Source organism: Priestia megaterium (assembly GCF_023824195.1).
Lineage (GTDB): Bacteria > Bacillota > Bacilli > Bacillales > Bacillaceae_H > Priestia > Priestia megaterium_D.
On the sequence record NZ_CP085442.1, the window covers coordinates 2,880,075 to 2,905,710 of the forward strand.

A 25,636-nucleotide genomic window follows, 5' to 3' on the forward strand; every position below is an offset into this window, starting at 1 on the left:
TTATCTGTTTTTTTATTATTTTTATACGCTTTATTGTCTTTATTTTTTGAAGTCATTCTACATACAAAAAAACCGCCTCGTCAGCTGCCCTGCCTAGAGACGGTTTTTTATAAAATAAAAAAAGATGATATTACTCATTTTTCTTTCCTGCTTCTTTTTCATTAATTTTAGTAATCAGCTCTTCTTTATATACTTCACTATCTTTCCCGTAGCGTAGACGACTATGACAGTTGGGACATAGTGCCGCAGCGTTCTTTGGCTTAGCAAGTCCGCCCTCTGACAGCTTTGAAAGATAATACATTTGCAAAAAGGAGCTTCCATCTTTTGCGATAAACGGCGCGCTTTCTCCGCAGGCTTCACAAATACCTGCTGCGCGTTTGTGAACATATTGTTTAAGAGCTGCCGTTTGCTCATAAACACTTGTCTTTTTTTCTTCCCCTAATGCTATATGACGAAGCTGTTCAGTTGAATAAGGTGAAACATCCAGCTTTGCTGCTTTTTCCTCAATCACAGGATTTCGTTCAAGTTCAAAAATAATGGCTTCACGAAGCTCTCCGTCTGAGTCCCACATAATTTCTAATTGATGATTAATATACGTCACTTCATCAATAAACTCGACTACTCCAGGCTCCACGTAGTGAAACAAGTAAACGGCTTTTCCTGATAAAAAATGTTCACGAAGCGCTTTATTGCCTTTGATGAGCTGCATCGATCCTCTTTGACCTTCTCCCGTATAGAAAAAAGAGGTTTTATCTCTATTCCATCCGTGTCCTGTTCCGTATTCACTTCCGCTTTCTTTTGTGAAAATAAAAATATATGGATGCGCTTTTGGCGTTGATATTTCGCTTTGTTCCTGTCCTTTATAAAGCTTATGAATTTGTTTTCTGCGATAACGATGTCCTTTTTGAAAGAAATCTCCGCGCTGTAAATCCGTAATCAATGAATTGCCTCCTACTGCGGTCCTGCTTTTATAGTACTTATAGCTCTACTATACACTAATTTTTGTTTTCTTTGCAGATCGTTTCTTCTATCTATTGGATTTATATCATACAAAAAAAACAGCTGTATGGGCAGCTGCTTTTTTGCTATAGTCAATTTTGCACCGTATAGTCTTCTCCTAGCCATTTTGTGCTGAGTTTTTTTAACGTACCATCTTTTTTCAGCTTTTTAATCGCCTGATCGACTTCCGATTTTAGCTTTTCGTCTTTTTTGTTAAACATAAAATACACTTTTGAATTAATCACGATATCTCCAACCGTTTTTTGCTGAAATTTCAGCGCTTGATTGCTAAAATCGATGGAAAATGGGGTCGCAAGCGTAGCATCTGCCCGGCCTGTTTTTAATTGAGTGGTAGCATCATCCGCACCTTGACCGGCGTAAACTACATCGATTTTATTGCCGTGTTTTTGATTGTATTTGTCTAGATAGACAGCCGCATTGCTTGTAGCTCCTACAATCATTTTTTTACCTTCTAAATCTTTTAATGAATGAATATCATTTCGATTTTTAGGAACTGTTACATAAAGCGGAGAATAATTATATGTTTCATCATTAAATAAAAACTTTTTCTTTCGCTCAGCGTTCTGAGCCATGTTATGAGCAATCATATCAATTTTATTACTTTCTAAGCTGAGAAGCAGATTTGAAAATTCCATCGTTTTAAATTCAAATTTATAATCCTTTAACTCTTTGTCGATTGCTCTTACTACTTCTACATCATAGCCGGTCAGTTTGCCTTTATCATCAATAAAGCAAATATTAGGAAACTGAGTGCCTGTTCCAACAACAATCGTTTGAACATCTTTTTCTTTCTTTTCTCCTGCACTTGAAGATGCGTTTGTGCCGCACCCTGCCACGCTCACAGCTACTACAATTGAAAGTAAAAACAGCCAATATTTTTTCATACGTTCCTCCCCTAAATCCCTATGTTTGTAATAAAAAGAGGCTCTTGATAAAGCATCTGCTTCATCAAGAGCCTCTGGTTAACCAGTGGGCTTACTTCGTGTAAGATTATTCACATCATAATACTAGTTAACCGATAAATCAAGTAGGTTTTTCAAAAAAAGATTATCTTGACAGCTCGGTGTCTACCGCTTAAGATACAACTAATAAAACAATGAAACTACATATCTACCAGTCAACTGGAGGCAAATGGACACGATAATGAGTGTACGTTTGCTTTTTTTTATTGTCGTCCACCATTTTATCTTTTGGAGGTAAAACGTATGAAATTTGCTTTATTTAGTCTTATTCAAAACATCCCAAACCCGGTTACTGGAGAAACATTAACTGCTCAAGAAAAATTTCAGCATGTGTTAAATCAAGCAGTGCTGGCAGAAAAATTAGGTTTTGATGCTTACGGAGTCGGCGAAAGACACGGAGCTCCTTTTTTGTCTTCTTCTCCTCCCGTTGTTTTAAGTGCAATCGCTGCTAAAACGTCACACATTCGTCTCCTTACTACCGTTACTGTTCTAAGCATTTTAGATCCTGTACGAGTAGCTGAAGATTACGCAACGCTTGATCACCTGTCGGGTGGACGCCTTGAACTGATTATTGGAAAAGGCAATGACCCGCGTCATTATCCGCTTTTTGGCATTACAGAAGAAGAACAATGGGAGTCTCTTGCTGAAAGATACGCTCTTTTGAAACAGCTTTGGACAGAAGAAAATGTCACGTGGAGCGGCCGGTATCGTCCGCCTTTAACTAACGTTACGACTCAGCCTCGACCGTTTCAGCCTTCTATTCCCGTTTGGCATGGAAGCGCGTCAAGCCCGCTGTCTACAGAACTTGCGGCTAAATACGGAGAGCCGCTATTTTCATCTAATTCCTTCCACCCTCAAGCTAAATATAAAGCGCTGATTGACCATTACCGCGAACGTTTTGCTTATTATGGGCATGACCCAAGCAAGGCCATCGTCGGTTCGGGGGCGAGCAGCCTATATATTTCTAGTACAGCGGAAGAAGCGATTCGCCGCTATCGCCCGTACTATAACGCATTTAGCAATACGGAAGCAGCCAAACATAATCAATCGCCGTTCACGTCACTCGAAGAGATTGTTCAACACGGCCCTGCTTTAGTAGGAAGCCCGGAGCAAATCATTGAAAAAATAATAGACTATCACCATGCTTATGGAAACGAAGTGCTGAGCATCAGCGTAGACGGTCTAAATGAAGCAGAACAGCGCGAACAGCTAGAGCGCTTTGCAAGTGATATTGCACCTGTTCTTCGAAAAGAAATTCCCAGCAGCGTGTGGGAAAATGAAAAAAGAGGCCGGGACATAACGAAATGAATCTAACCTAAAGACGAACAAATCAGATACATGAGCTGAACCGCTTATGACACCGCCGTTGATTTCCGTGCAAGGCTTCGCTTTCCGCGGGCGGGCGCTGAGCCTCCTCGTCGCCTGCGCTCCTGCGGGGTCTCATCTGTCCCGCTTTTCCCGCAGGAGTCTTCGCCTTGCCCTCCAATCAACTGCTAGAAGAACCTACATACATAAAATTTACGTTCACCATCACACTATGAAAAAATCCGAACTAAACTACTTTTGTCCCAACCTCTTTTTAATTAGAAACAATTCGCACGTTTAGTTTACTAACTTTTTAAACTAATAAACTACTCTGGTTAAGATGCCTGCGTGTCTGTGTCGTAAATATTGGCTGTTACTTCGCTTCTTTGACAAAATAAGATAAGCAGCCAAATGCCTCCGATAACTGGAACAAAGTTAATTAAATACCACCAGCCGCTTCTTCCTGTATCATGCAGTCGGCGAACAGTAACTGCAAGTGAAGGCAGAATCATTGCTACTGCATAGGCGAATGCTAAAATAGCTCCAAATAAAGCAAGTGAGTCAATAGCAACAAAGATATATGGAACGAACGCAAAGATATAACCAAATAATGTAAACACCCAATACTCCGTACGCGTTGCTCTTCCTCGAAACGTCGCGTAATTTTTTAACGCTTTTATATACCAGTGCATTTTAAACCCTCTCTTTGTTCATTAAATTAAACTAGCTAACGGTTAAAAGCCTACGCAACTTTATTAGGTACATCAAACCGATTTAACTGCGACTCACTTCTTAGACAAAGAAGAATTAATAGACAAATAGCTCCGGCAATCGGAATAATACTAATGAGCTGCCACCAACCGCTTCTTCCTATGTCATGCAATCGGCGTGCCGTCACAGCAAGAGATGGAATGAAGACTGCAACAAGATAAACTATACGCAAAAACGGAGGCATATCTGTTATAAGTTCAATAGCTGAAAGCACACACCACATAATAAAATTAAATAAGACAAACATCCAATACTCTTTACGCGTTGCTCTTCCTTGAAACGTTGCATAGTTTTTTAGTACATGTAAATACCATTTCATACAAAAACCTCCTTTTCCAAAACGAATTTTGTAAGACAAGCTTACTAGCAGTAATTGCCTTAGCATACAAAAAATTAATTTCATATCCTATTTTTTAAAAAAATCCCAAATGGTAATATAGATATAGGAGAGAGATGGATAATATTTAGCAATAAATACCCAAAACTTTTAGATTAAAAACCATTTTATTACTATAATTACTTTTAATTAATAAAATGTTCTTTTATAGAAAAAAACCGCCATATTAATAAACACGGCAGGCTCTATCTTTATTATGTTTGGTAAAAGTAAGGTCCACATGAGCTTTCATGGGTAATCACGTAAGTCCATGTGAAATCTTCATCAACCACATATAAATCTTCTAAATACATGTTTGTATTTTTACTTAAATCAGCGCTTGTTAGATGCTTACATTTGGATAGCTGCAGCACCCGTTCATCATGCTCAAACAACAAATAACAGTCGTTCTTTATTTGTTGTTCGAACGCTTGAATCGCTTGTTCTCCTTGTAAGCAAGGGAGCTTTTCATAGCTAAATGCATGCCACAAGAACTGGTCCATATAAATTTTCTTTTTTTGCGATGCGCTTAAAGCACTTGCAAATTCATGTTCCCACCGTTTCCGAAAGAGTTCTCCTTGATTCGGTAATTTTTTAACAAACATTCCTTTTTTCTTTAACGCATCTTTCATTTTCACTGTGCTTTCTCATCCTTTATCCTGTATTCATTTCTTTTTATCGGCTTCTTAGCTTATTTGTCCACTAGTACCCGTGCGTTAGATTCCCTGCTTTTTGACCAAATTCACTTTATAAAACGTCGGCTTTAACGTGCACAAAAACAACACAATCGTACTTAAAAGCATGATCAGGCTTCCACCAATTACAGCTCCTTGAATTGAAAAGATGTGCGCAGCCATGCCGCATAAAAAAGTCATGATAATGATCAGGAGTGACTCAAGCAGTCCATATATACTTCCTACTCGACCCATCATGTCAACGGGAATACTGTTTTGATAAAAGGTTTGAAAACCAGCACTTGCAAAAGCTAACGCAAAAGATAAGCTAAAAAACCCTGTTCCGATAGTTTGAAAAGAAGACGAGCAAGCATACAGCAAATAGCCAAGCGACACTCCTAAACTGCCGGCGCCTATTAGAAAGTTCGTCGACAGCTTCTTAGCAAACAGTGTATTAATAACGGCACCAATCATAATGCCTGCACCTGCTACGCTCACTAAAAATCCGTACTCGCTTTCAGACAAGTTAATTACGTTTGTTGCAAACGAAACTTCAAGCGAATCAATTGCCGTAGCCATGACCATTAAAAAACTAAATAACACATAAATTGGCATAATATATTTGTTTGTTTTACTAAAACAAAACACCATTTTCCAGTCTTCTCGAATAGTGTTTACAGAAAGCTTATTTGCTTTAACTTCTGTTTTTGTATCTAAGTTTGGCATAAACAGAGTAACCACGCCTGACAACACCAGCGCTGCAGCATTAGTATAAATGGCAAACGCGGGCGTTCCAATCATAAATAGCGCACCTGCTGCGGCTGGTCCAAGAAGAAAACCGCCTGAGTCAATCAAACTGCGCAGCGAATTAAATCTTTTTCGTTTTTCATGTGGAATAAGCTTTGTGATATAGACCATCGATGCCGGCCGAAACATTGAACTTGCCATACTGATGATAAACACCAGCGTATAAATGACAAAGATGGATGAGAAAAACGGAAGGCAAGCAATAATCCCGGCGCGCATCCAATCTAAAAACATCATAAGCTTCCGTTTGTTCATGCGGTCAATTAAGCTTCCAGACCATATGTTTGTACATAGCGCAGCAAGCGGTTTTATCATGTATAGCCCTGAAACTGCAAGCGGCGAATTCGTCATATCAAGCATCAGTAAATTTAAGGCGATTAAATAAATCCAGTCGCCGATATTGCTAGTGCCAATTCCAAACAGTAATAAAAACGGGTATTTCCAAGACAACAGCTTATTTTTCATAAAACAAAGGCCTCCGCTCCATTATTGATTACAGTCAATAAAAAAATCCCACCCCCAAGACATGTGTCTTAGGGGCGAGATTATTAATCGCGGTGCCACCCTAGTTTGTTCATATGTCGCCATATAAACCTTATCGAGTACGGCTTTCGCTTATACTCTAGCTTTGTAACGGAAGCAGCCGTCGCACTATCACGTTAGATCCAATGCGCTGCTCAGAGGCTTGCTTCAACAGCGTTTCTCTTGCTCCTTTTCAGCTTCCGGAGCTCTCTGCTAAGAATACGCGCTGTCTACTTTTCTCTTCACGGCATTTAATTTCTAACATCTTACCATTATTATCTATTTTTTGTAAATACTTATTTTAAAATCATTTTTTGCGGCTGAGAAAAGAATAGTCGATACCCTAGATATACAAAATAAATGATGGAAGCTACCAGCACGATTCCCCACATATTGTACATATCCTTATTTCCCCATACGCCTGTTAGTGAAAACAGCGCTGGAATCGTTAACGTCACCCACGACTGTACAATCGCTACTTTCCCCACATATGCAGATACATCTTTTTTGCTCGTATTAAGCACATAAAATAAAAACCATAAAAACGACCAAAGAATCCATGTAATAGCGTTAACTACGTCATGATAATGAACAAGAGAAACGGTCACGTACACTAAAGCGATAATCGATACCCAAAGCGAGTAATAGCCAAGTCCTGTTCCCTGCATTCCTTTTAATACCGTCACCCCTACATACAAATACGTAAGGCCAAATAAAAAAATCGCCGTTCTTTCATACAAAATCCAGTTGCTTTGATCTGACGTAATAATTAAATAAAACGGAACAATAACTTGAAAAGCTCCGACAAACAAGTTGAATACGCCTACGTTTTTTTCATCTGCTTTTCCAAGCAGCATGAGTCCGTTTAAAAATAACGCTGCACCTGACAGCAACAGTCCAATTTGATCCATTTTTCAGTAAGAAAAGCCCCCTGCTTTTCTTGTCCTCCTCTGCGTCGATGTTTTTCTTTAGGATGTGCGGAGTTGTGGTTTACATGTAAAAAAGAAAAAGCAATTCCTTTTAAAAAGGAAACTGCTTTTCTTTCCATTTCTATTACACTTATAAAATGAAGCTGACAACAATCGCTGACAGTATGCTTACAAGCGTAGCTCCGTACAGTAAACGAAGACCAAAGCGCGCTACTGTATTTCCTTGCTTTTCGCTTAAGCCTTTAACAGCTCCTGACACGATTCCAATTGATGAGAAGTTAGCAAATGATACTAAGAATACGGATACAATTCCAAGCGTTTTAGCACTGAATGTTGAAGCCATATCCGACAGGCTCATCATTGCCACAAATTCATTTGTTACAAGTTTTGTTGCCATAATTCCACCCGCTGCTACTACTTCTGAAGCAGGAACACCCATAATGAATGCAAACGGTGCAAACACATAGCCAAGCAGATGCTGGAATGACAGACCAAATAACATTTCAAACACGTTATCAATCGCAGCCATTAGCGCAACGAAACCAATTAGCATCGCACCTACGATAATCGCTACTTTAAATCCATCCATAATATACTCGCCAAGCATTTCGAAGAACGTTTGTTTATGACCAGTTTGTACTTCTAAAATATCTTCTTGATCCGTTACTGTGTAAGGGTTAATGATAGAAGAAATAATAAATCCGCCAAATAAGTTGATCACAATTGCTGTTACTACGTATTTTGGTTCAATCATTGTCATGTAAGCACCGACAATTGACATTGAAACAGTCGACATAGCTGATGCACAAAGCGTATATAAACGGTTTGGCGGCAGTTTGTCTAATTGCTTTTTAACGGTAATAAATACTTCTGACTGACCTACAATCGCAGAAGCTACTGCGTTATAAGACTCTAATTTTCCCATTCCGTTAATCTTGCTGAGAACTAAACCAATCCATTTCATAATGAAAGGAAGAATTTTAAAGTGCTGCAAAATCCCAATCAAGACAGAGATAAAAACGATTGGAAGCAGGACGTTTAAGAAAAACGGCATTGATCCTTTATTCGCGATGCCTCCAAATACGAACTCTACCCCTTCATTTGCATATGAAAGCAGCTTTCCAAAAACGCTGGCAATTGCATTAATAATAATCAAGCCAAACTTTGTATTTAGAAGTAAAGCTGATAAAAGAACTTGAATCACAACCATAATGACGATTGGTTTATATTTGATTTCTTTGCGGTTATTACTTGCAAGATACGCTAATCCAAAGACAACGAGTAACCCTAAGATGCCAATTAAATATTTCATAGTATCCTCCACTGCTTACTTATTTTTGTAAGTCTTTTGATGAAAAATAGCCCGGTAAGATTTCGTTGATGTTTGTAATCACAAAATCTCCTTTTAGGTTTGCTAAGATAATTTGTGTGTGATCATCACAGAACTCAGCTAATACTTGTCTGCATGCACCGCAAGGAGAAATTGGTCCGTCCGTATCTCCTACAACTGCAATAGCTGAAAACTGCTTGTCCCCTTCTGAAACAGCTTTAAAGATTGCCGTTCGCTCAGCGCAGTTCGTCAATCCATAGGAAGCGTTTTCAATATTGCATCCACGATAAATCTTTCCATCGGTTGTTAAAAGAGCTGCACCAACATGGAAATGAGAATACGGTACATGTGCTTGTTTGCTTGCTGCGATTGCTTCATCTATTAATCGTTTTGGCTCCACCGTCATCATCCTTTGCTTAGTTTACAGCAGGTTAGTTAGTACTAACCTGCTGTCATTTATTAATAATCAGAGTTGCTTAATTGACCTTTTGCAATTGATACGCCAGAGCTTGCACCAATACGTGTTGCACCTGCTTCAATCATTGCTTTTGCATCTTCTAAGCCGCGAACGCCGCCAGAAGCTTTTACACCTACATCTGGTCCCACCGTTTTTCTCATAAGCGCTACGTCTTCTACCGTTGCGCCTCCTGTTGAGAAGCCCGTTGACGTTTTAACAAAATCAGCTCCAGCTTTTACAGCTAGCTCAGAAACTTTTGCTTTTTCTTCGTCAGTTAAAAGAGATGTTTCAATGATTACTTTTACTAGCGCTTTGCCTTTTGCAGCATCTACTACTGCTTGAATATCGCTTTGCACTAGGTCATAGTTTTTATCTTTTAACGCGCCGATGTTGATCACCATATCTACTTCGTCTGCACCGTTTTCGATTGCATTTGTTGTTTCGAATGCTTTCACTGCTGAAGTAGTAGCTCCAAGAGGGAAGCCGATTACCGTACATACTTTTACTTCTGGAGCATCTTTTAATAACTCAGCTGCTTTTTTTACCCACGTTGGGTTTACACAGACCGAAGCGAATGAATATTCTTTTGCTTCTTGTGCTAAAACCGTAATTTGCTCTTCTGTTGCATCTGCTTTTAATAATGTATGATCAATAATTCCCGTAATGTTTTGACTCATTTTGTTCTTCCTCTCTACTTCTTAATGAATTTCTTTATAAATTAACGTCGGAGCTTCCACTTTTTCAGCAACCGTGCTGTAAGAATCATAAACGATATCCATTACTTCCTGTACATCTTCGCTGTTGCTGTGGATGGTAACAAGAGAGTCGCCTTTTTTCACTGAATCTCCAACTTTTTTATTAAGCATGATACCAACTGCTAAGTCGATTTCAGATTCTTTTGTTGCGCGTCCTGCACCTAGCTTCATTGCTGCTACGCCGATTTTTTCTGCAACGATTTCTGAAATGTATCCATCTTCTTTTGCTGGCACTTCAATTTTGTGCGCTGCATCCGGTAATTTAGACGGATCGTCTGCAACAGAAGCGTCTCCGCCTTGTGCGCTTAAGAATGTTTTGAATGATTCTAGTGCTTTTCCGTTTTTAATTACTTCTTGAAGCATTGCACGAGCTTCGTCTAAGCTGTTTGCTTTTTCAGCAAGTACAACCATGTGACTTCCTAACGTTAAGCAAAGCTCTGTTAAATCTTCAGGTCCTTCGCCTTTTAACGTGTCGATAGCTTCTTTCACTTCAAGCGCATTACCAACCGCAAAACCTAGAGGCTGGCTCATATCGGAAATGATTGCTTTTGTGTTTCGACCTACGCCTTTTCCGATTTCAACCATTGCTTTTGCTAATTCTTCAGCATCTTCAAGCTTTTTCATAAACGCGCCGTTCCCAGTTTTTACATCCAGGCAAATTGCATCTGCTCCAGCTGCGATTTTCTTACTCATAATCGAGCTTGCAATTAACGGAATCGAATCAACCGTTGCTGTTACATCACGAAGCGCATAAAGTTTTTTATCCGCTGGCGTTAAGTCTCCGCTTTGACCGATAACCGCAATTTTATTTGTGTTTACTAAACGAATGAATTCTTCATTTGTAATTTCAACGTGGAAGCCAGGCACTGCTTCAAGTTTATCGATCGTACCGCCAGTATGTCCTAAGCCGCGGCCAGACATTTTGGCAACCGGTACATCAACTGCAGCTACTAAAGGTCCTAATACAAGTGTTGTTGTATCGCCTACGCCGCCTGTGCTGTGTTTGTCTACTTTAATACCTTCAATTTTTGATAAGTCGATTTGATCGCCTGATTCAACCATTGCTTGCGTTAAATTTACGCGTTCTTCTTGCGTCATTCCTTGAAAGTAAATCGCCATCGCAAATGCCGATAACTGATAATCAGGTAAATCCCCTTTTGTATAACCTTCGATAATAAAATCGATTTCAGCTTTATTTAATTCATGTCCATTACGTTTTTTTTCAATTAAGTCAACCATTCTCATGACGTTTTCCCCCTAAAAGTATCTGCATATTGTGCATCCACTAAAACGTTTTCAACAACTTACACCCTTACTATATAATAGCTTTGAACAATTGTAAACATATATATTTACATTTGTTCAAAAATATTTATAGCCGCTGTTTTAGTGAATAAAAAAAGACTTCCGCACTCGGAAGTCTTCCCTTATTTTTCAGCTTTTATCACAAATGACAACATGATTCGGTACTTATTCTTTACCTTTTTATAAGGAATTAATACATATGGCTGATCAGGCGGCGTAAATCGTTCAATTCCTTTTTGATTAGCATCAGGAGAAAAGTACATTCTTCCCCACCGTTTAATAATATAGCCCGTGGTTCCTTTGGCAATCACTCCGTCTTTTAAAGCGTCTGCTTGAAAAGGATACCGGTTTCGCTGTGCCTGCAGAGATGCTGCAGAATAGGATATAACGTCTTCTATTATTTAAATCCGATGAAGCTTTTGCTCTTGAAAAAACAGCGCCTTCATCTCCTTTACTCTTGTTTATCCAACAAAAAGCGCGCCGTAAACTGATCAGTAACGAGCACATTCGCAAATTTCCCTTGCAGCGCTCCGTAAATACTGTCAATTTTCTGATCGCCGCCAGCTACTAAAATGGCGTACTCTTTCTTCTTCAGTTCTTCCAAATCAAGTCCAAGCGTCCGTTCGTCCAGGCTTTCATTGCAAATTTGTCCATCTTTATCAAAAAAGCGTGAACAAATGTCTCCCACTGCTCGCGAGGAAATCATCTCTACATCTTGTTCGGAAAAGTAGCCAAGCTGAAAAAGCAGCGAATCGGTTTTAATGGGTCCCGTAGTAAATACGGCAATATTGGCTTGTTTGCCTAAATCTAAAATGCGCTTAATATGACGATCAGTTTCCATTGCTTTTTTAACTACCACGTGATCGACAATCACAGGCAGAGGAAGGTGCATAGGAGGCGTATTGTATGCCTTTCCAAATAAGTACATAATTTCAGAAGCATACGTGCTCGTTTCCGAATGGCTTACTCCGCCTTTTAACTGCACAACCTGCACGTCATTCACATACTTTTGTTTTAAATCGATGGCCACTTGATAAAGAGTTGTTCCCCACGTCACCCCAATAATGTCTCCATCTTTTACGATGTCATAGAGATAGTCAGCTGCTGCCACGCCTAGATGACTTTTAATAATGTGATTTTCATATTGAGGCACCGGTGTGACGATTGCTTTTTTTAAATTGAATTTTTGTTCAAGCTGAGAAGACAATTTTTCACTATTGATAGATGAATCCACAATTTTAATCTGAACAATGCCTTCTTCTTTTGCTGTCTGCAGCAATCGAGAAACCGTAGGCCTTGATACACCAAGCTTTTTTGCAATTTCACTTTGATTATAATCAAGAATATAATACATCCTTGCCGCTTCAATCACTTTATTAAATTTCTCTTGATCCATCTCCATCGCCTTGTTCTCCCTTACCTCATGAATTTCTTATCCCAATTTTACCAAACTTATGTCTTTAGTTTACTTGTTTGGCGAACAAAATTTCAAGAGGGGATTTTATAACGGAGATGAAAAGAGAAATACTAAGGGGTGATGGTGACCAGTTTAAGCTAAAAAACCACCGAGCTATACATCCTCTGTTTCAACTAAATAAACCCGATTATCAAACTTCCCACGCTTCTTGGCCTTCTCCTCACGCACTTTCTCAAGCTGTTCCGGCGTTGCCCCGTGCACAGCTGCTAACGCGTGCATAACTTCCAGTAAATCCGCGAGCTCTTCAATAGCCTCTTGATGCGTTTGGGCTTCTATGTATTCTTGAAGCTCTTCTTTTGCCTTTTTCGTCAGCTCGTCTTGATACTCCTCTCGCTGCAGCACGCGTGATTTGAAGGATTTTCCGCTTTGTTCAATAATTGTGGGAATTTTATCTCGCACTAGCTTGTTATAAGTAGGCATTATTTTTTCCTCCGTCTCTCACCTTTCTAGTAAACTAGTATCTTTCAAATTCTGCTTTGTTTCCGTTAAACACATTTAAATCAATAAACGTTTCTTTACCTTTATAGCCGCTTAACCGCCCTTTGTCCGTATACTGCCAAAACGCCCATTCTTTCTGCTCTTCAAGAGTAGGCTTTTTCACAACGTCGCGAATCCAAATATCACACTCGGGATATCTGTTCTTAATATACAAGTCATACGCTTTAGGCGTCGTATAAAGAATGATGCGCTTGTCATAATGAGATTCAAGACGTTTAATCATACTAGAAAGCTCTTTGTATACATGTTTCTGAGACGGAAGGTTTTGTGTTTTATCTCCGTAAAATTCAACATCAATCACGGGAGGCAAATCATTATTTTTAAGAGAAACCGTTTTAATAAAATTAACCGCTTGTGCTTCACCTTTACTATCGTAACTAAAAAAATGATAAGCTCCGATTCGCATGTTTTTCCGATTTGCTTGTCTCCAGTTTTGGTTAAACAAAGGGTCTTGAAATGAACTTCCTTCGGTTGCTTTAATAAAAGCAAACTGAATATCTTGTTTACTCAGCACGTTCCAATTAATTTCCCCTTGATAAGAAGATACGTCTACGCCTTTTACGTCATAGCGGTTTGCACTTATCGCATTTGGAATTAGCCACCCTTTACTCCATAGTAAAAATATAAAACTTACAAGAGCTACTAATATAAGTCCTGCTGTAAACTGTCTTTTTTTCATTTCATATACTTTCTTTATTGTGTTTACCCCCTTTTTTAAAAAATACTTCTAATATTCTAACATAAAAAGGATTTTCCAAAACAAGAGACCCTCCAAGTCTTTATTAGTAAACACAAAAAAACCACCTAAAAATCAGGCGGCTTTTCTTTTATGCTGCGTCTTCAGATGGTTCGTTATCTTTGGCTGCTTCTATAAGCAAGAAAATAGCCGTTAAAATATGCATGATCATGCCGACAACCGGAATCCACGCAATAGCGGAACAGACAATTCCCATGATATGCCCTGTCCGAACTTTGTTTGTTTTAATCGCAAATACTAAACCCACGACGTGCAATGCGAGCATTAGAATAAGCGGCGTGTAGGCTAGGCTTATAACCAAGGTGCCTCCCAGGAGTGGAATTCCCCAAAGAGCCTCTAATCCTCCGCTGACCCATTTCAATATACGACTTGTTTTTCCCATTGTATCCTCCCCCTTTGTCTTCAATGTATGCACAGAAGTTTTGTTTCTGAACGCTGGTATATGAAATAAGTGGCAAAAACACGCGCGCTAAAAATAAACCGATAGTCCCGCATAAAAATATGTTTTATATGAGACTAGTTTAATAGTGGAAAATGAATAAGAGAAAAAGGCGTCGTTTTAAATGTGATGATGAGGAGCTCTTCGTAAAAAGAACTAATTAGACATAAACAAAAAAGCCGAACTCAAAATTTAAGCTCGGCTTTTTCTTATATGATAAATAGAGTTATTGTAAAATGTTTTTCGTATTAGTGTTATCGACTCTTCTCAAATTTTTCGACGGCCTCAAAATCAAGCTCGGCTGATATCCAATCGCCTTTTTCCGGGAATTCTAGATTGCGAACGACTATTTTATTCGGTCCTTTTTTTTCTAAAATTTTCGCCTGGCAGTTTTTGTACATAACTACTTCTCGTTCTTTGATATCTGTCCACAACAAGTGCAGAACCCCTTTCAACTTTAAGAAGTTAATATTTCGAAACACTGTTTTACATTTTATTATATTTTTTTTGATTTGTTAATTTTTTTGTCTTGTTTTTCATAAAAAATGATCAAAACGCTTTTTTCTAATACAATATACCCAAAATATCTTTTAACCTTTAAATATTTATGTTATATTTTTAAAATTGTATTACAAGTTTTTTATTTTTGCCTTTTCGTTTCTCCTCTTTTCTTCTTTTTACATATTCATAATAGACATATCAATCTATACTAATACGTATCAAGACTTGGAAGTTCAAAAATATCTTAACATACTAAAAGTCATTGGGTTATCCCACTAAAAATCCAATTGAATTTACAAAAACTCTGCCGAAAAAACTAGAAACCTTTAGCCATACAAAAGACTGCTTTTACCGCATTTATATTTTAATGAATACTAACAACACAATTTGAGGTGCCAACAATGAACGTACTAACAAACGCCATAATTATCTTATTAGCTTATTTAATTGGATCAATTCCTTTTGCTTTAGTGATTGGAAAGGGCTTTTACAAAACCGATGTTCGCAAGCACGGAAGCGGTAACTTAGGAGCTACTAATACTTTTCGCACTTTAGGAAAGAAAGCAGGTATTATAGTATTGATCGGCGATATAGCAAAAGGCTCGCTAGCTGTCTGTTTACCGCTTATTATAAATAGTCACTTGCATATGCTTGTCCCTGGATTTATCGCTATCCTTGGACATAGCTATCCGGTTTTTGCAAGGTTTAAAGGAGGAAAATCTGTAGCAACTGCCGCTGGTGTATTCCTTGCATTTTCACCATTAGCTTTCATTCTAGGGATTCTAGCTTTTTTAATTTCTCTCAAAATTTCTAAATACGTATCCTTATCTTCACCTATTGGCGCATTGGTTGCCTTTTTAGCATCAATCTATGTAGGCGATGTAGTATTGATGGTATTTGCAGCCATTATTTTTGTTTTTATTACGTGGAAGCATATTAAAAACTTCAAGCGCATTAAATTGGGTACAGAACCTAAGGTTAATTTTTAAACGTAACAAAGTTACTATTAATCTTTAAATATTTTCAACAAAAAGGTGTTCATGATTTGAACACCTTTTTTAATTATTTTAGTACGCCTTGTCCCAAGATAGACGTAAATTATAAAATTTTTCGAAAAAACGTTCTTGGTTATAAAGTAAATCATACGTTCCGCTACTGCTTGTATCTCATTTTGTAATTTGATATTTACTATTCAACCACTTTAAAACGATTAGCGTTGCGGCCCCAACGGTTAAGTATAAGAAACCACCAGCTTCAATTGCATATCCAAAAGGCGGAATAAGCTTTGGCAAGAAAACCATACCTGCGAGAGAAACAAAAATTAAGACAAATAGCAGGAAGAAGTCCTTGATCTTATTTGTTATTTTATAAACAGATTTTTGTATCCATTTTAAAAACAGAAAAACGTCAAGAGAAATAATAACAGCAACTATACCAAGAGTGATTAGTGCTGTTCCTACATAAACTGTCTGGCTGCTGTCCTTAAAATAATGTACAACGATATCTCCTATTCCACTTACTATGGCCATTAAGCTTGCTAGCTGTAACAATAAAAAGCCTATAAAAAAAGCAGTACTTTTCAACGGTTCTTTAGGTAATTGCTTAATCATTTCATCACAGTAATTCTTAATGTTCTCTCCAAAAATCTCTGCGGCACCCTTCCCTTCCGCTTGTGCATCAATAAGGTGATCCAAAAGTTCTATTAATAGCTCCTCAGCCTGCTGTTCAGAAACTGAAACATTCGTTCGAATGTAAACAAGCATCTTATCATAGTACTCTTCGTTTTCCTTGGTCAGCCCTTTTCGCTTCTTATTATTTAGTTTAATCAATTCTTTAGCGTTCATCGTAAAAACTCCTATTCAACAGTTTATCTACAGGATTTTGAATGTTTATCCATTCGTCTTGGATTTCACATAATGCGTTTTCACCAGATGCCGTAAGATGATAGTACTTTCGTTTAGGACCCGAAGGCGATGCCTTCATTTCCCCTTTTATTAATCCCTCCTTTTGAAGACGTAGTAAAATTGGGTAAATGGAACCTTCACTCACATCATTTAATCCGTATTGTTGAAGCTTCTGCGATAGCTCATAGCCATAAACCGTTTCTTTTTGAATAATTGATAAGATACACCCTTCTAAGATTCCTTTTAATAATTGACTTCTCAAAGACATATTTATTTCTTCCTTTTCACTATCTTGTTATACAAGATACGTTTTTAAAGCAAAGCTATCTTGCAAAACAAGATAGCTTTATATCACTTATAATAACCTATTTATGGTAAATGCACAAACATTTATTTACTGTTTTATTAAATCACTTAACATAGTAATCTTTTTAGTAATTTTGAATAAATAAATGAAACCTTTTCTCTCTACTAACCGTATACCTATCATGCACGTATTAGTTAAAGGAGGAAGACTTGTGCTAAAACGAATTTCACTGTTTATTTTCATTAATATTTTAGTATTAATTACAATCACAACGATTACATCTTTATTAGGTGTTCAAAGCTATATGGGAAGCAGCGGTTACGGCGGCCTGCTGGCATTTAGTGTAATTGCCGGCTTCAGCGGCGCGATTATTTCTCTTATGATGTCCCGCGTGATGGCAAAGTGGATGATGGGTGTTCAAGTTATTGATGAACGTTCCCCTCAAGGTGAATACGAACGATTTGTTCTAGAAGAAACGCACCGACTTGCATCTGTTGCAGGATTAAGAAAAATGCCTCAGGTCGGAATTTATCACTCAGCAGAAGTTAACGCTTTTGCAACAGGGCCAAGTAAAAGACGCTCACTTGTTGCCGTTTCAAGCGGAATGCTTGAACGCATGGACCGCGATGCGATCAGCGGCGTTATCGCTCACGAAATAGCGCATATTAAAAGCGGTGATATGGTCACAACTACGCTTCTGCAAGGAGTATTAAATACATTCGTTATCTTCTTCTCTCGTTTAGTAGCCAAAGCGGTGTCAAACTTTGTTCGAGAAGAGTTTACGATGGTTGTTTATTTCCTTACATCGATTGTATTTGAGATTCTCTTTAGTATCTTAAGCAGCCCAATTATCTTCTGGCATTCAAGAAGACGTGAATTCAAAGCCGATGAGCTTGCAGCTAAACTCGGCGGTAAAGAAAAAATGATTTATGCGTTAGAATCGCTTCGTCATACTACTTCATTAGTAGATGACCGTCAAAAATCAATTGCCGCTTTTAAAATTAGCGGTAAAGAAAAGTTCTCACGCTTATTTTCTACTCACCCGCCGCTTGAAAAACGCATTGAGCGCTTGCATTCACTATAAGCAGACAAAACCAGCTTCTTTAAAGAAGCTGGTTTTTTTATATTATGACTGAGGAACAAGCACACGTATAGCTTCCCACAGCAAGACGCCGTCCTCATTTTTTGTTAATTCAACGTATCCTTCTTTCTCTAGATACGTAAGCTGGCCGTACACTTCTGAGAAAATAAAGTCGGGTGCTTTTTGATACATATCCGGGAAAAAAGCTGCGCTTACTTCAAGCGTTGTTTTCTTTCCTTCACCCATCGCTTGTAACACGCGCAGCGCCCATTTATGCTGCTTTTGAATACGTTCCATAATTAAAGAATGAATGTCACTAAGCGGTTCACCATGTCCGCTGTAAATCAAATCAATGTCGTAGTTCAACGTTTTTTCAAGAGACGCTAAGTAGTCCAATAGCGGCGTTGGCTTAGGATTTTGAATAGTTGGCTCTAAATATGGATTTGACGGTACTTTTGGCAAAATATGATCTCCGCCAAACGCCACCTTTTCTTTGCGATTGTAAAACATCAGCTGACTCAAGGAATGTCCCGGCGTTTCAATTACTTCCCACTCACTTGCATACGGAAGTGTATCTCCTTCTTTTAAATAACCCGCTAGCTTCTGACCTTTAGGTGAATACACTTGAATCGCAGCCGTTGCTTTACGAAGCCATTCTTCCATTACATCATCACTGACTCCAAACTCCATAAGAAAATTACGGTATAGCTCGCTATGCTGCTGAACAAACTCTTCATCTTGGTAAATCCAAGGCTCAACAAGCTTATGACCGTAAACCGGTATATCACTCGGCAGCCATTCTAAAAATCCAGTGTGATCCGGATGCTGATGAGTAAGAATAACTTGTTCAATGTCTGTTACTTCATATCCTTCTTTACGTAGTTCCTCTTCAAAAACGCTCCACGCTTCTTTTGTTTTCATACCTGCATCAATTAACGTTAACTTTTCTGCTTTTAATAAAAATACATTGACCGGTCCAATCGGAAATGGTGTAGGCAGCTCAATGCGTATCACTTTATTATCTAAACTCATTTTACCAAACCCCTATATCTGCATTCTTTTTACTGCTTTATACTATTAAACGTTTCCTTCTTTTATATAGTCCATTTACTACTAGCCTCTAGCTTTTGTAAAAGTGCGCTGAGCGTCAATGATTGAATGAATCTCTATACTCTTACAAAAGCTTTATATGAATTCATACTATTAATAGTTTAGCAGGTTTGAAGACAAATTGATAAAGGAATGCTTTCCAGTACACTTATGTAATGCGAACTAGTGATTCATCAAAATAAAAAAGTAAGATAGAATAAAGAGACGAAATGATGCAATAAGGAGTATATTTTATGATTAAAGCGATTTTTCTTTTTATCTTAGCGGGTCTTGCTGAGATTGGCGGCGGCTATCTGATTTGGCAGTGGCTGCGTGAAGGAGCTTCAAGCTGGTTAGGGCTGCTGGGCGGTATCGCTTTGGTGCTGTACGGCGTCATTGCTACGTGGCAGTCGTTCCCGGACTTTGGGCGTGTATATGCAGCTTACGGGGGTATTTTTATTGTTTTAAGCTTGTTTTGGACGTGGTGGGTTGATAAAAAAATGCCCGATACATACGATTGGATTGGCGGGCTTGTGTGTCTAATTGGCGTAGCGGTTATGCTTTGGCCGAGAAGTTAAGTGATAACACAGAAATTGGCATGAAACATAGATTTGGTCGTCTTTTACTTTTTATATAGATAGAGTTATGTTGCCGGTGTATATACTCACACAAAAAAGACAACCACAAGGTTGTCTTTTCCATTACTTCAACTCAGCCCATCTTTTATCCAATGATTTTAATAGCTCATCTTCAGACGTTTGGCCGCCGATGTATTCTTGTACATCCGCTCCGAATTTTTGCGTTACACCTTCAGGGAATTTTGTCCATTCCCAAGGAAGCGTTTTTTGATCCTTAGAATATTTAAGAAGCTCTTCACCTAAAGGTCCGATGTCTTTTGCTTCAATTGATTTAAAAGCTGGAATGTACTTGAAGTCTTCTACTAGCGCTTTTTGGCCTTCTTTAGATGTGACCATCCAATTTAAGAAGTCTTTTGCTGCTTTTTTATCTGCCGCCGGTGCTTGTTTGTGAATAACCCAGTTGCTTGGAACATCGATTGCAAGCTTGTCAGATACAGCTGCATCGTCGCTTAACGGCATAGGTAGAATACCTACATCCATGTTCGGCGTAATTTTATCAAGCATTGGCTGAATCCAGTTTCCTTGCTGAATTATCGCTGCTTCACCGTTCGCAAATTTCGTTACTTGCGTGTTGTAGTCCGTCGTTAACGGATTTTTGTTTCCATATTTCACTGTTAAATCAAGCAGCTTTACATACTGTTTGAACTGCTCGTTTCCTGCGATTTTCGTACTGCCGTCATTTAACCCTTTAATAAATGCATCCGGATCTTTTTGACTGGCAAATGGAATATTTAAGCCGTGGTTTCCAAGCACCCACCACTCGCCATAGCCGATAGAAAATGGCGTAATGCCGGCAGCTTTTAGCTTTTTAGCCGCTGCTTCTAATTCTGAATACGTTTTTGGAAGCTCTTTAATGCCTGCTTTTTTGAACAGTTTTTTGTTATATGTAAATCCATAGCCTTCAAGACTGATCGGCTGTCCATATACTTTACCGTCCATCGTCATTGGTGTAAGTGTGTTTTCGTACGCGTCATCAATCCAAGGCTGATCCGATAAATCTTCTAATTTATTTTTCCACGTTTTTGCCTCTTGATATCCGCCGTTTGTGAAAAGGTCAGGTGCATTACCCGAAGCAAACTGCGCTTTTAAAGCTGCTGCACCGTCAGCTCCTCCACCGACCGTTTGGATATTGAACTTTACGTTTGGATGTTCTTTTGTATATTGATCAGTTAGAGCTTTTAGCTGATCTGCAATTTCTACTTTTCCTTGAAAGACATCTACTACTACTTGATCTCCGCCGCTTTTTTTATTACCTGATGCGCTTTCGTTTGAGCATGCCGTTGAAAATAACAGCGTAGCCGATAAAACACCTGCCGCTAAAGGCCATTTTTTCATTTTAAATGCCATTTTCCGTTCCTCCCTATTTGCTGCTGGCTTTGATGCCTCAGCCTCAAAACCAGCCCTGTTGCCGCTTCCATTATTTAATTGAACCGCTTGTAATTCCTTTAACAATGTGTTTTTGCATTGCAAAGAAGAAGATTAATAGCGGGATAATACTGATCACAAGTGCTGCTAGTGCTAGATCCCACTGCTTTGTATACTGACCAAAGAAGAAGAATGTAGCAAGCGGAATCGTTCTTAGTTCAGGATCTTGCAGAACAAGAGACGGAAGTAAGAAGTCATTCCAAATCCATAGGCTGTTTAAGATGACTACGGTTACTGTAATTGGCTTTAATAACGGAAATACAATTCTCCAGAATACGCCTAGACGTGAGCATCCATCGATGATTGCCGCTTCTTCTAGCTCGACTGGAATTCCTTTAATAAATCCGTGGTACAAGAAAATCGTCATACCAGAACCGAAGCCTAAATACATGATCACAATACCCCAGATGCTGTTTAACAGATTTAAGTTTCCTGCTACTTTTACAAGTGGAATCATGATCGATTGAAACGGAATAACCATTGCCGCTACGAATGCCATAAAGATAATGCTGCTGATTTTTTTCTTTGTTCGAACCAGCATGTAAGCTGCCATTGAACAGAAGATTACTAGAACTGCATTACTGATGACTGTAATGATTAGCGAGTTGCTAAGCACCTTTAAGTAATTCATTTGGTTGAATGCGTTGACAAAGTTTTGAAACTGAATCGTTGTCGGCAGTGCCGATGTGTTTGATAAAATTTCAGCAAATGACTTTAACGAGTTTGAAAGCACGTAATAAAATGGAACCAAGAATACCAATCCAAGCAGGACCGCTAAAATTTCAACAATAAAGGTTTTGCTCGTATATTTGTTTCCCATCACGATTCAACCTCCTTCTTCTTGGTGTATGTTACTTGAATAATTGTAATGGCTGCTACGACGATGAAGAAAATTAAGGCTTTTGCTTCACCTAAACCGTATCTGTTATTAACAAATGCTTCTGTATAAATATTAAGCGCTAACATTTCTGTTGATTTAAATGGGCCACCGTTTGTTAATGATAAGTTGACATCAAATACTTTGAATGACCATGAAATCGTTAAGAATAAACAAACCGTTACTGCCGGCGCTACCATTGGAATTGTAATGTGACGAAGAATTTGCCATCTGCTTGCTCCGTCAATTTTTGCTGCTTCAATCAGCTCTTGCGGTACGTTTTGCAGTGCTGCTGTGTAAATAAGCATGATATAACCTGCCCCTTGCCATACACTTACAATCACGATGCCCCAAAATGCTGTTTTCGCGTCTCCTAACCAAGGAAGTTCAAAAAGCGAAATCCCCGTGATTTGTCCGATAGATGCAAATCCTTTTACGAAAATGAACTGCCATACAAATCCTAGTAAAAGTCCGCCAATTAAATTCGGCATAAAGAAAACTGTACGTAAAATATTTCGTGTTTTTAACATTTGAGTAACCAGAATCGCTAACACAAATCCGACCACGTTTGTTAAGATAATCGCCACGACCGTGTATTTGGTTGTAATCCAAAACGATTGCTGAAACTGCTTATCTTCGGTGAACAAGTACTTAAAGTTATCAAGTCCCACCCAGTTAATCGTACCGTTTACTCCGTTCCAGTCTGTAAATGAATAATAAATCCCTGTAAAAAATGGTATAAGTACAATCACACAAAACGCTAAAAGTGCGGGCCCTACAAATAGAGCAAATAAACCTGCATTTTTCAAATTTTTACGTTTTTTCGTATTAATGGATGGTTCTCTTTTAAGTTCTTGCTCTAAAGGAACATATTCTGTCTCCTGTAATTTACTTTGGCTATTCATCTTACTAGCACCTCCCTATGTCTTATTTTAGCGAATTCCGCTATTTATGAAACCGCTTTAATTGACAAGTAGGGTGTAAAATATTGACCTTTGTGCAACATTTTCTCCCCTGTGCACATTTCACGCACTTTTTTAAAACATGAAAGAAATAAAAGAAAAAGCTAGAAGTGGACGACGTATCTTCTTATCTTATACACTAGAAAAAAGATGTAATTGGGAGGAGCGTACTCATGACAGCAAAACGAGCGTTAATTACGGGTGCCAATTCAGGAATAGGACTGGCCACAACGATTGAATTAGCCAAAAAAGGATTCGAAGTCATTATGGTGTGCCGAAATGAAGAAAGAGGAAATGCCGCTTTAGAAGAAGCGAAGCGCCAAAGCCGATCGGACTCCATCTCTCTTATGACCTGTGATTTGGCTTCTCTTGACAGTATCAGAGCTTTCACTGAAGACTTTACGTCTCACTACAGCGTGCTTGATGTGCTGATTAATAACGCGGGCGTTGTGACGATCAAGCGTGAAACAACACAAGACGGATTTGAAATGATGCTTGGTGTCAATCATTTGGGTCACTTTTTATTAACTAATTTACTTTTAGATCCGCTGAAAAAAGCTCAGCAAGGACGCATTATAAACGTTGGGTCCGGTGCTCATAAGTCTGGAAAAATAGACTTCAATAACCCTCACTTAACAACAGGGTTCGGAATATGGCGAGGATACTCTCAGTCTAAATTAGCAAATAACTTATTTACGGTCCATTTAAGTAAAAAGCTAAAAGACACTTCTGTAACCGTAAATTGCCTTCACCCGGGAGCAGTTTCTACCGCTATCGGCGTTAACCGCCAAACCGGTTTTGGAAAAAGCGTTCACGCCGTGCTTCGCCCTTTCTTTTTAACGCCTCTTCAAGGTGCCGAAACAGCTATTTATTTAGCACACAGCCCTGAAGTGACGCATATTAGCGGCGCTTATTTTTATAAAAAACGCGTGACTCCCCCTTCTTCAAGAGCAAAAGATGAGCGGCTCGCAGAAGAATTCTGGGACTGGAGTGCGCGCGAAGTTGGCTTATAAAGTAGATAGATACGCTTGGAAAGAAGAAAGTAATGAAAAAAGGTCAGCTTTTCAGCTGACCTTTTCTTATTAGAAAAACGTTAGTCCTATAGCAAAAATAAAGGCTGATACAATTAACGTCGTCACGCAGTAGCCCATTATATCTCGTGCTCCGAGTCCCGCGATAGCTAGTGCAGGCAAGGCCCAAAACGGCTGTGCCATATTCATCCACGCTTCTCCGTAAGCAATAGCCATCGCAGCGACTCCCGGATCTACGCCGAGCTGTTCAGCCGCCGGCATAATAAAAGGTCCTTGTACAACCCAGTGTCCTCCTCCTGACGGAACAAAAAAGTTCACAACGCCGGAACTTAAAAACGCAAGAAATGGAAATGTCGTTTCATTTGAAATCGAGATAAATGCGTTCGTTAGCTTCCCGCCTAAGCCTGATAGCTCCATCATGCCTTGTATACCTGCGTAAAATGGAAACTGAATCACAATCCCCGCGGTTCCTTTCGCAGCATTAGAAATGGCATTCATATACGATAAAGGCGTGCGGTGAAGCAAAATACCCGTTGTAAAAAACAATAAATTCACTGTGTTAATATCCATTTTAAAACCGTTTGTAGCAAAATAATAAATTAAATATGAATACCCAAGAAGCGCAATCGTCAGACTTAAAAACCTGCTGTTCTCCATGCGTACAGCAAATGTTGGCTTAGAAGAAGTCGTTTCAACAACTGTAGCCGGAGCCATTTCATCTTCTGCCAATAGTCTTGGATCAATTTCTACCACTTCTTTTCCCGTCGGCATCATCAGTCTTGTCATAATAGGAAGGACAATTAATAATCCGAGGGTAATAAATAAGTTGTAGCCTGTAAAAATCGTGTCTGACAGCGGAATAAGTCCAGCCGTTTTTTCCATTGGGTTTCCAGGTGTAGCAGCGACAAGAGGAATGGAACCTGACAAACCTCCGTGCCACGTTAAAAACCCTATGTAAGCACAGGCAATTAAAAACCGATAATCAGATCCCGGCACACGTTTCGCTACTTCTTTGGCAAACAGCGCACCTACAATTAAGCCAAACCCCCAGTTGATGATACAGGCCATAGCTGCGCCGAGGGTGACAAGAATTACCCCTTGCGCCGGAGTTTTGGCTAACAGTGCTATGTTCACAAGCCACTTCTTTACAAGCGGCGAGCTAGCAAGCGCATGTCCCGTGACAAGCACTAAGCTCATTTGCATCGCAAATGCCAAAAGGTTCCAAAAGCCGCTTCCCCAAAACTGAACCATTTCAATCGGCCCGTGAGGAGTAAAAACAATACCTGATACAAATAAAATCAGCGTCAGGATTAGAGCAAATACAAACGGATCAGGTAAAAATCGCTGCACAAGCGCCGTAAAGAAATTAGATAACGCTTTCATTTTACTCCTCCTTTACAGGAATACTCCTGTGAATAAATGTCGACAAGCATCTTT

General features: G+C 39.0%; 30 protein-coding genes and 1 other annotated feature. Of the genes, 5 read left to right on the forward strand and 25 right to left on the reverse strand.

Annotated elements, in window-relative coordinates; all coding sequences use genetic code 11:
- Positions 1–130 precede the first annotated feature (130 nt).
- Entirely contained in the window at positions 131–940 is an 810-nt protein-coding gene (locus tag LIS78_RS14595; protein WP_209149948.1) for an SRA domain-containing endonuclease, read from the reverse strand.
- Between the two features lie 151 nt (positions 941–1,091).
- Positions 1,092–1,904 (reverse strand): amino acid ABC transporter substrate-binding protein, encoded by an 813-nt coding sequence (locus tag LIS78_RS14600; protein WP_025751375.1) that lies wholly within the window; start codon positions 1,902–1,904, stop codon positions 1,092–1,094.
- A gap of 321 nt (positions 1,905–2,225) precedes the next feature.
- Here LIS78_RS14600 and LIS78_RS14605 point away from each other — a divergent pair, with 321 nt between their 5' ends.
- Entirely contained in the window at positions 2,226–3,290 is a 1,065-nt protein-coding gene (locus LIS78_RS14605) for an LLM class flavin-dependent oxidoreductase (protein WP_252283892.1), read from the forward strand.
- Positions 3,291–3,334: 44 nt separating this feature from the next.
- On the opposite strand, the gene LIS78_RS14610 is transcribed toward LIS78_RS14605, so the two are convergent.
- The 16 genes from LIS78_RS14610 to LIS78_RS14685 form a co-directional block, all read right to left on the reverse strand.
- A complete protein-coding gene (locus LIS78_RS14610) occupies positions 3,335–3,472 on the reverse strand; it encodes a hypothetical protein (RefSeq protein ID WP_252283893.1) in 138 nt (45 codons plus the stop codon).
- Positions 3,473–3,622: 150 nt separating this feature from the next.
- A complete protein-coding gene (locus LIS78_RS14615) occupies positions 3,623–3,979 on the reverse strand; it encodes a DUF805 domain-containing protein (protein ID WP_252283894.1) in 357 nt (118 codons plus the stop codon).
- A 50-nt stretch (positions 3,980–4,029) separates the two neighbouring features.
- Positions 4,030–4,377 (reverse strand): DUF805 domain-containing protein, encoded by a 348-nt coding sequence (locus tag LIS78_RS14620; protein ID WP_252283895.1) that lies wholly within the window; start codon positions 4,375–4,377, stop codon positions 4,030–4,032.
- Positions 4,378–4,649: 272 nt separating this feature from the next.
- A complete protein-coding gene (locus LIS78_RS14625; protein WP_252285347.1) occupies positions 4,650–5,066 on the reverse strand; it encodes a DUF4275 family protein in 417 nt (138 codons plus the stop codon).
- A gap of 84 nt (positions 5,067–5,150) precedes the next feature.
- Positions 5,151–6,380, reverse strand: coding sequence for an MFS transporter (locus LIS78_RS14630; protein ID WP_252283896.1), 1,230 nt, complete (start codon positions 6,378–6,380; stop codon positions 5,151–5,153).
- Positions 6,381–6,447: 67 nt separating this feature from the next.
- Positions 6,448–6,692, reverse strand: a binding site (T-box leader).
- 41 nt (positions 6,693–6,733) lie between these two features.
- A complete protein-coding gene (locus tag LIS78_RS14635; protein WP_025751370.1) occupies positions 6,734–7,348 on the reverse strand; it encodes an AmiS/UreI family transporter in 615 nt (204 codons plus the stop codon).
- Positions 7,349–7,496: 148 nt separating this feature from the next.
- Complete coding sequence (locus tag LIS78_RS14640) at positions 7,497–8,678, reverse strand: NupC/NupG family nucleoside CNT transporter (RefSeq protein WP_209149954.1); 1,182 nt, start codon at positions 8,676–8,678, stop codon at positions 7,497–7,499.
- Positions 8,679–8,697: 19 nt separating this feature from the next.
- Positions 8,698–9,096: a cytidine deaminase gene (locus LIS78_RS14645; RefSeq protein ID WP_057273372.1), complete on the reverse strand. Its 399-nt coding sequence runs from the start codon at positions 9,094–9,096 to the stop codon at positions 8,698–8,700.
- A gap of 59 nt (positions 9,097–9,155) precedes the next feature.
- The gene (gene deoC, locus LIS78_RS14650; protein ID WP_057273373.1) at positions 9,156–9,830 is read right to left on the reverse strand and encodes a deoxyribose-phosphate aldolase; all 675 of its coding nucleotides are present in this window, start codon (positions 9,828–9,830) and stop codon (positions 9,156–9,158) included.
- A 21-nt stretch (positions 9,831–9,851) separates the two neighbouring features.
- Positions 9,852–11,153 (reverse strand): pyrimidine-nucleoside phosphorylase, encoded by a 1,302-nt coding sequence (locus LIS78_RS14655; protein WP_057235789.1) that lies wholly within the window; start codon positions 11,151–11,153, stop codon positions 9,852–9,854.
- A gap of 182 nt (positions 11,154–11,335) precedes the next feature.
- Positions 11,336–11,476, reverse strand: a complete 141-nt coding sequence (locus LIS78_RS14660; RefSeq protein WP_230184860.1) for a hypothetical protein — start codon at positions 11,474–11,476, stop codon at positions 11,336–11,338.
- Between the two features lie 188 nt (positions 11,477–11,664).
- Complete coding sequence (gene deoR, locus LIS78_RS14665; RefSeq protein WP_026106623.1) at positions 11,665–12,609, reverse strand: DNA-binding transcriptional repressor DeoR; 945 nt, start codon at positions 12,607–12,609, stop codon at positions 11,665–11,667.
- Positions 12,610–12,783: 174 nt separating this feature from the next.
- Positions 12,784–13,110 (reverse strand): nucleoside triphosphate pyrophosphohydrolase, encoded by a 327-nt coding sequence (locus LIS78_RS14670; protein ID WP_252283897.1) that lies wholly within the window; start codon positions 13,108–13,110, stop codon positions 12,784–12,786.
- Between the two features lie 34 nt (positions 13,111–13,144).
- Positions 13,145–13,867: a GH25 family lysozyme gene (locus tag LIS78_RS14675; protein ID WP_209149956.1), complete on the reverse strand. Its 723-nt coding sequence runs from the start codon at positions 13,865–13,867 to the stop codon at positions 13,145–13,147.
- Between the two features lie 148 nt (positions 13,868–14,015).
- Positions 14,016–14,327, reverse strand: coding sequence for a hypothetical protein (locus tag LIS78_RS14680; protein WP_048019095.1), 312 nt, complete (start codon positions 14,325–14,327; stop codon positions 14,016–14,018).
- A 311-nt stretch (positions 14,328–14,638) separates the two neighbouring features.
- On the reverse strand, positions 14,639–14,821 hold the full coding sequence (locus LIS78_RS14685; RefSeq protein WP_229754585.1) for a hypothetical protein: 183 nt from the start codon (positions 14,819–14,821) through the stop codon (positions 14,639–14,641).
- 465 nt (positions 14,822–15,286) lie between these two features.
- On the opposite strand from LIS78_RS14685, the gene plsY reads away from it, so the two are divergent.
- Positions 15,287–15,874, forward strand: coding sequence for a glycerol-3-phosphate 1-O-acyltransferase PlsY (gene plsY / locus LIS78_RS14690; RefSeq protein WP_195782909.1), 588 nt, complete (start codon positions 15,287–15,289; stop codon positions 15,872–15,874).
- Positions 15,875–16,051: 177 nt separating this feature from the next.
- Here plsY and LIS78_RS14695 read toward each other — a convergent pair whose 3' ends face one another.
- Both LIS78_RS14695 and LIS78_RS14700 read right to left on the reverse strand, forming a co-directional pair.
- Positions 16,052–16,729 carry a DUF1129 family protein gene (locus LIS78_RS14695; protein ID WP_252283898.1) on the reverse strand — a complete coding sequence of 226 codons (678 nt, stop codon included), beginning with the start codon at positions 16,727–16,729 and terminating at the stop codon, positions 16,052–16,054.
- Positions 16,719–17,057, reverse strand: a complete 339-nt coding sequence (locus LIS78_RS14700) for a PadR family transcriptional regulator (RefSeq protein ID WP_116071618.1) — start codon at positions 17,055–17,057, stop codon at positions 16,719–16,721. Before LIS78_RS14700 ends, LIS78_RS14695 begins: the two co-directional genes overlap by 11 nt.
- A gap of 250 nt (positions 17,058–17,307) precedes the next feature.
- Between LIS78_RS14700 and htpX the strand changes: the two genes are divergently transcribed.
- Positions 17,308–18,180, forward strand: a complete 873-nt coding sequence (htpX, locus tag LIS78_RS14705; protein WP_252283899.1) for a protease HtpX — start codon at positions 17,308–17,310, stop codon at positions 18,178–18,180.
- A gap of 42 nt (positions 18,181–18,222) precedes the next feature.
- On the opposite strand, the gene LIS78_RS14710 is transcribed toward htpX, so the two are convergent.
- Positions 18,223–19,209, reverse strand: a complete 987-nt coding sequence (locus LIS78_RS14710; RefSeq protein ID WP_252283900.1) for an MBL fold metallo-hydrolase — start codon at positions 19,207–19,209, stop codon at positions 18,223–18,225.
- A gap of 311 nt (positions 19,210–19,520) precedes the next feature.
- Between LIS78_RS14710 and LIS78_RS14715 the strand changes: the two genes are divergently transcribed.
- Positions 19,521–19,844 carry a YnfA family protein gene (locus tag LIS78_RS14715; protein ID WP_252283901.1) on the forward strand — a complete coding sequence of 108 codons (324 nt, stop codon included), beginning with the start codon at positions 19,521–19,523 and terminating at the stop codon, positions 19,842–19,844.
- 123 nt (positions 19,845–19,967) lie between these two features.
- On the opposite strand, the gene LIS78_RS14720 is transcribed toward LIS78_RS14715, so the two are convergent.
- The 3 genes from LIS78_RS14720 to LIS78_RS14730 form a co-directional block, all read right to left on the reverse strand.
- Positions 19,968–21,251 carry an ABC transporter substrate-binding protein gene (locus LIS78_RS14720; RefSeq protein WP_195782904.1) on the reverse strand — a complete coding sequence of 428 codons (1,284 nt, stop codon included), beginning with the start codon at positions 21,249–21,251 and terminating at the stop codon, positions 19,968–19,970.
- A gap of 70 nt (positions 21,252–21,321) precedes the next feature.
- Positions 21,322–22,149 carry a carbohydrate ABC transporter permease gene (locus tag LIS78_RS14725; protein ID WP_013057493.1) on the reverse strand — a complete coding sequence of 276 codons (828 nt, stop codon included), beginning with the start codon at positions 22,147–22,149 and terminating at the stop codon, positions 21,322–21,324.
- Entirely contained in the window at positions 22,149–23,111 is a 963-nt protein-coding gene (locus LIS78_RS14730; RefSeq protein ID WP_047750673.1) for a carbohydrate ABC transporter permease, read from the reverse strand. The genes LIS78_RS14725 and LIS78_RS14730 overlap by 1 nt, the downstream gene beginning before the upstream one ends.
- A 230-nt stretch (positions 23,112–23,341) precedes the next feature.
- Here LIS78_RS14730 and LIS78_RS14735 point away from each other — a divergent pair, with 230 nt between their 5' ends.
- Complete coding sequence (locus LIS78_RS14735; RefSeq protein ID WP_252283902.1) at positions 23,342–24,181, forward strand: SDR family oxidoreductase; 840 nt, start codon at positions 23,342–23,344, stop codon at positions 24,179–24,181.
- 69 nt (positions 24,182–24,250) lie between these two features.
- On the opposite strand, the gene LIS78_RS14740 is transcribed toward LIS78_RS14735, so the two are convergent.
- On the reverse strand, positions 24,251–25,582 hold the full coding sequence (locus LIS78_RS14740) for a TIGR00366 family protein (RefSeq protein ID WP_252283903.1): 1,332 nt from the start codon (positions 25,580–25,582) through the stop codon (positions 24,251–24,253).
- Positions 25,583–25,636 lie beyond the last annotated feature (54 nt).

Bases quoted from the DNA above. Each gene is read 5' to 3' on its own strand.
- LIS78_RS14700 (WP_116071618.1), bottom strand. From the start codon at position 17,057: ATGTCTTTGAGAAGTCAATTATTAAAAGGAATCTTAGAAGGGTGTATC.
- LIS78_RS14630 (WP_252283896.1), bottom strand. From the start codon at position 6,380: ATGAAAAATAAGCTGTTGTCTTGGAAATACCCGTTTTTATTACTGTTT.
- LIS78_RS14600 (WP_025751375.1), bottom strand. From the start codon at position 1,904: ATGAAAAAATATTGGCTGTTTTTACTTTCAATTGTAGTAGCTGTGAGC.
- LIS78_RS14625 (WP_252285347.1), bottom strand. From the start codon at position 5,066: ATGAAAGATGCGTTAAAGAAAAAAGGAATGTTTGTTAAAAAATTACCG.
- deoR (WP_026106623.1), bottom strand. From the start codon at position 12,609: ATGGATCAAGAGAAATTTAATAAAGTGATTGAAGCGGCAAGGATGTAT.
- LIS78_RS14605 (WP_252283892.1), top strand. From the start codon at position 2,226: ATGAAATTTGCTTTATTTAGTCTTATTCAAAACATCCCAAACCCGGTT.
- LIS78_RS14615 (WP_252283894.1), bottom strand. From the start codon at position 3,979: ATGCACTGGTATATAAAAGCGTTAAAAAATTACGCGACGTTTCGAGGA.
- LIS78_RS14725 (WP_013057493.1), bottom strand. From the start codon at position 22,149: ATGGGAAACAAATATACGAGCAAAACCTTTATTGTTGAAATTTTAGCG.
- LIS78_RS14675 (WP_209149956.1), bottom strand. From the start codon at position 13,867: ATGAAAAAAAGACAGTTTACAGCAGGACTTATATTAGTAGCTCTTGTA.
- LIS78_RS14680 (WP_048019095.1), bottom strand. From the start codon at position 14,327: ATGGGAAAAACAAGTCGTATATTGAAATGGGTCAGCGGAGGATTAGAG.
- LIS78_RS14640 (WP_209149954.1), bottom strand. From the start codon at position 8,678: ATGAAATATTTAATTGGCATCTTAGGGTTACTCGTTGTCTTTGGATTA.
- LIS78_RS14740 (WP_252283903.1), bottom strand. From the start codon at position 25,582: ATGAAAGCGTTATCTAATTTCTTTACGGCGCTTGTGCAGCGATTTTTA.
- LIS78_RS14635 (WP_025751370.1), bottom strand. From the start codon at position 7,348: ATGGATCAAATTGGACTGTTGCTGTCAGGTGCAGCGTTATTTTTAAAC.
- LIS78_RS14620 (WP_252283895.1), bottom strand. From the start codon at position 4,377: ATGAAATGGTATTTACATGTACTAAAAAACTATGCAACGTTTCAAGGA.
- LIS78_RS14735 (WP_252283902.1), top strand. From the start codon at position 23,342: ATGACAGCAAAACGAGCGTTAATTACGGGTGCCAATTCAGGAATAGGA.
- LIS78_RS14695 (WP_252283898.1), bottom strand. From the start codon at position 16,729: ATGAACGCTAAAGAATTGATTAAACTAAATAATAAGAAGCGAAAAGGG.
- LIS78_RS14710 (WP_252283900.1), bottom strand. From the start codon at position 19,209: ATGAGTTTAGATAATAAAGTGATACGCATTGAGCTGCCTACACCATTT.
- LIS78_RS14730 (WP_047750673.1), bottom strand. From the start codon at position 23,111: ATGAATAGCCAAAGTAAATTACAGGAGACAGAATATGTTCCTTTAGAG.
- LIS78_RS14660 (WP_230184860.1), bottom strand. From the start codon at position 11,476: ATGTACTTTTCTCCTGATGCTAATCAAAAAGGAATTGAACGATTTACG.
- LIS78_RS14670 (WP_252283897.1), bottom strand. From the start codon at position 13,110: ATGCCTACTTATAACAAGCTAGTGCGAGATAAAATTCCCACAATTATT.
- LIS78_RS14720 (WP_195782904.1), bottom strand. From the start codon at position 21,251: ATGGCATTTAAAATGAAAAAATGGCCTTTAGCGGCAGGTGTTTTATCG.
- LIS78_RS14715 (WP_252283901.1), top strand. From the start codon at position 19,521: ATGATTAAAGCGATTTTTCTTTTTATCTTAGCGGGTCTTGCTGAGATT.
- deoC (WP_057273373.1), bottom strand. From the start codon at position 9,830: ATGAGTCAAAACATTACGGGAATTATTGATCATACATTATTAAAAGCA.
- plsY (WP_195782909.1), top strand. From the start codon at position 15,287: ATGAACGTACTAACAAACGCCATAATTATCTTATTAGCTTATTTAATT.
- LIS78_RS14655 (WP_057235789.1), bottom strand. From the start codon at position 11,153: ATGAGAATGGTTGACTTAATTGAAAAAAAACGTAATGGACATGAATTA.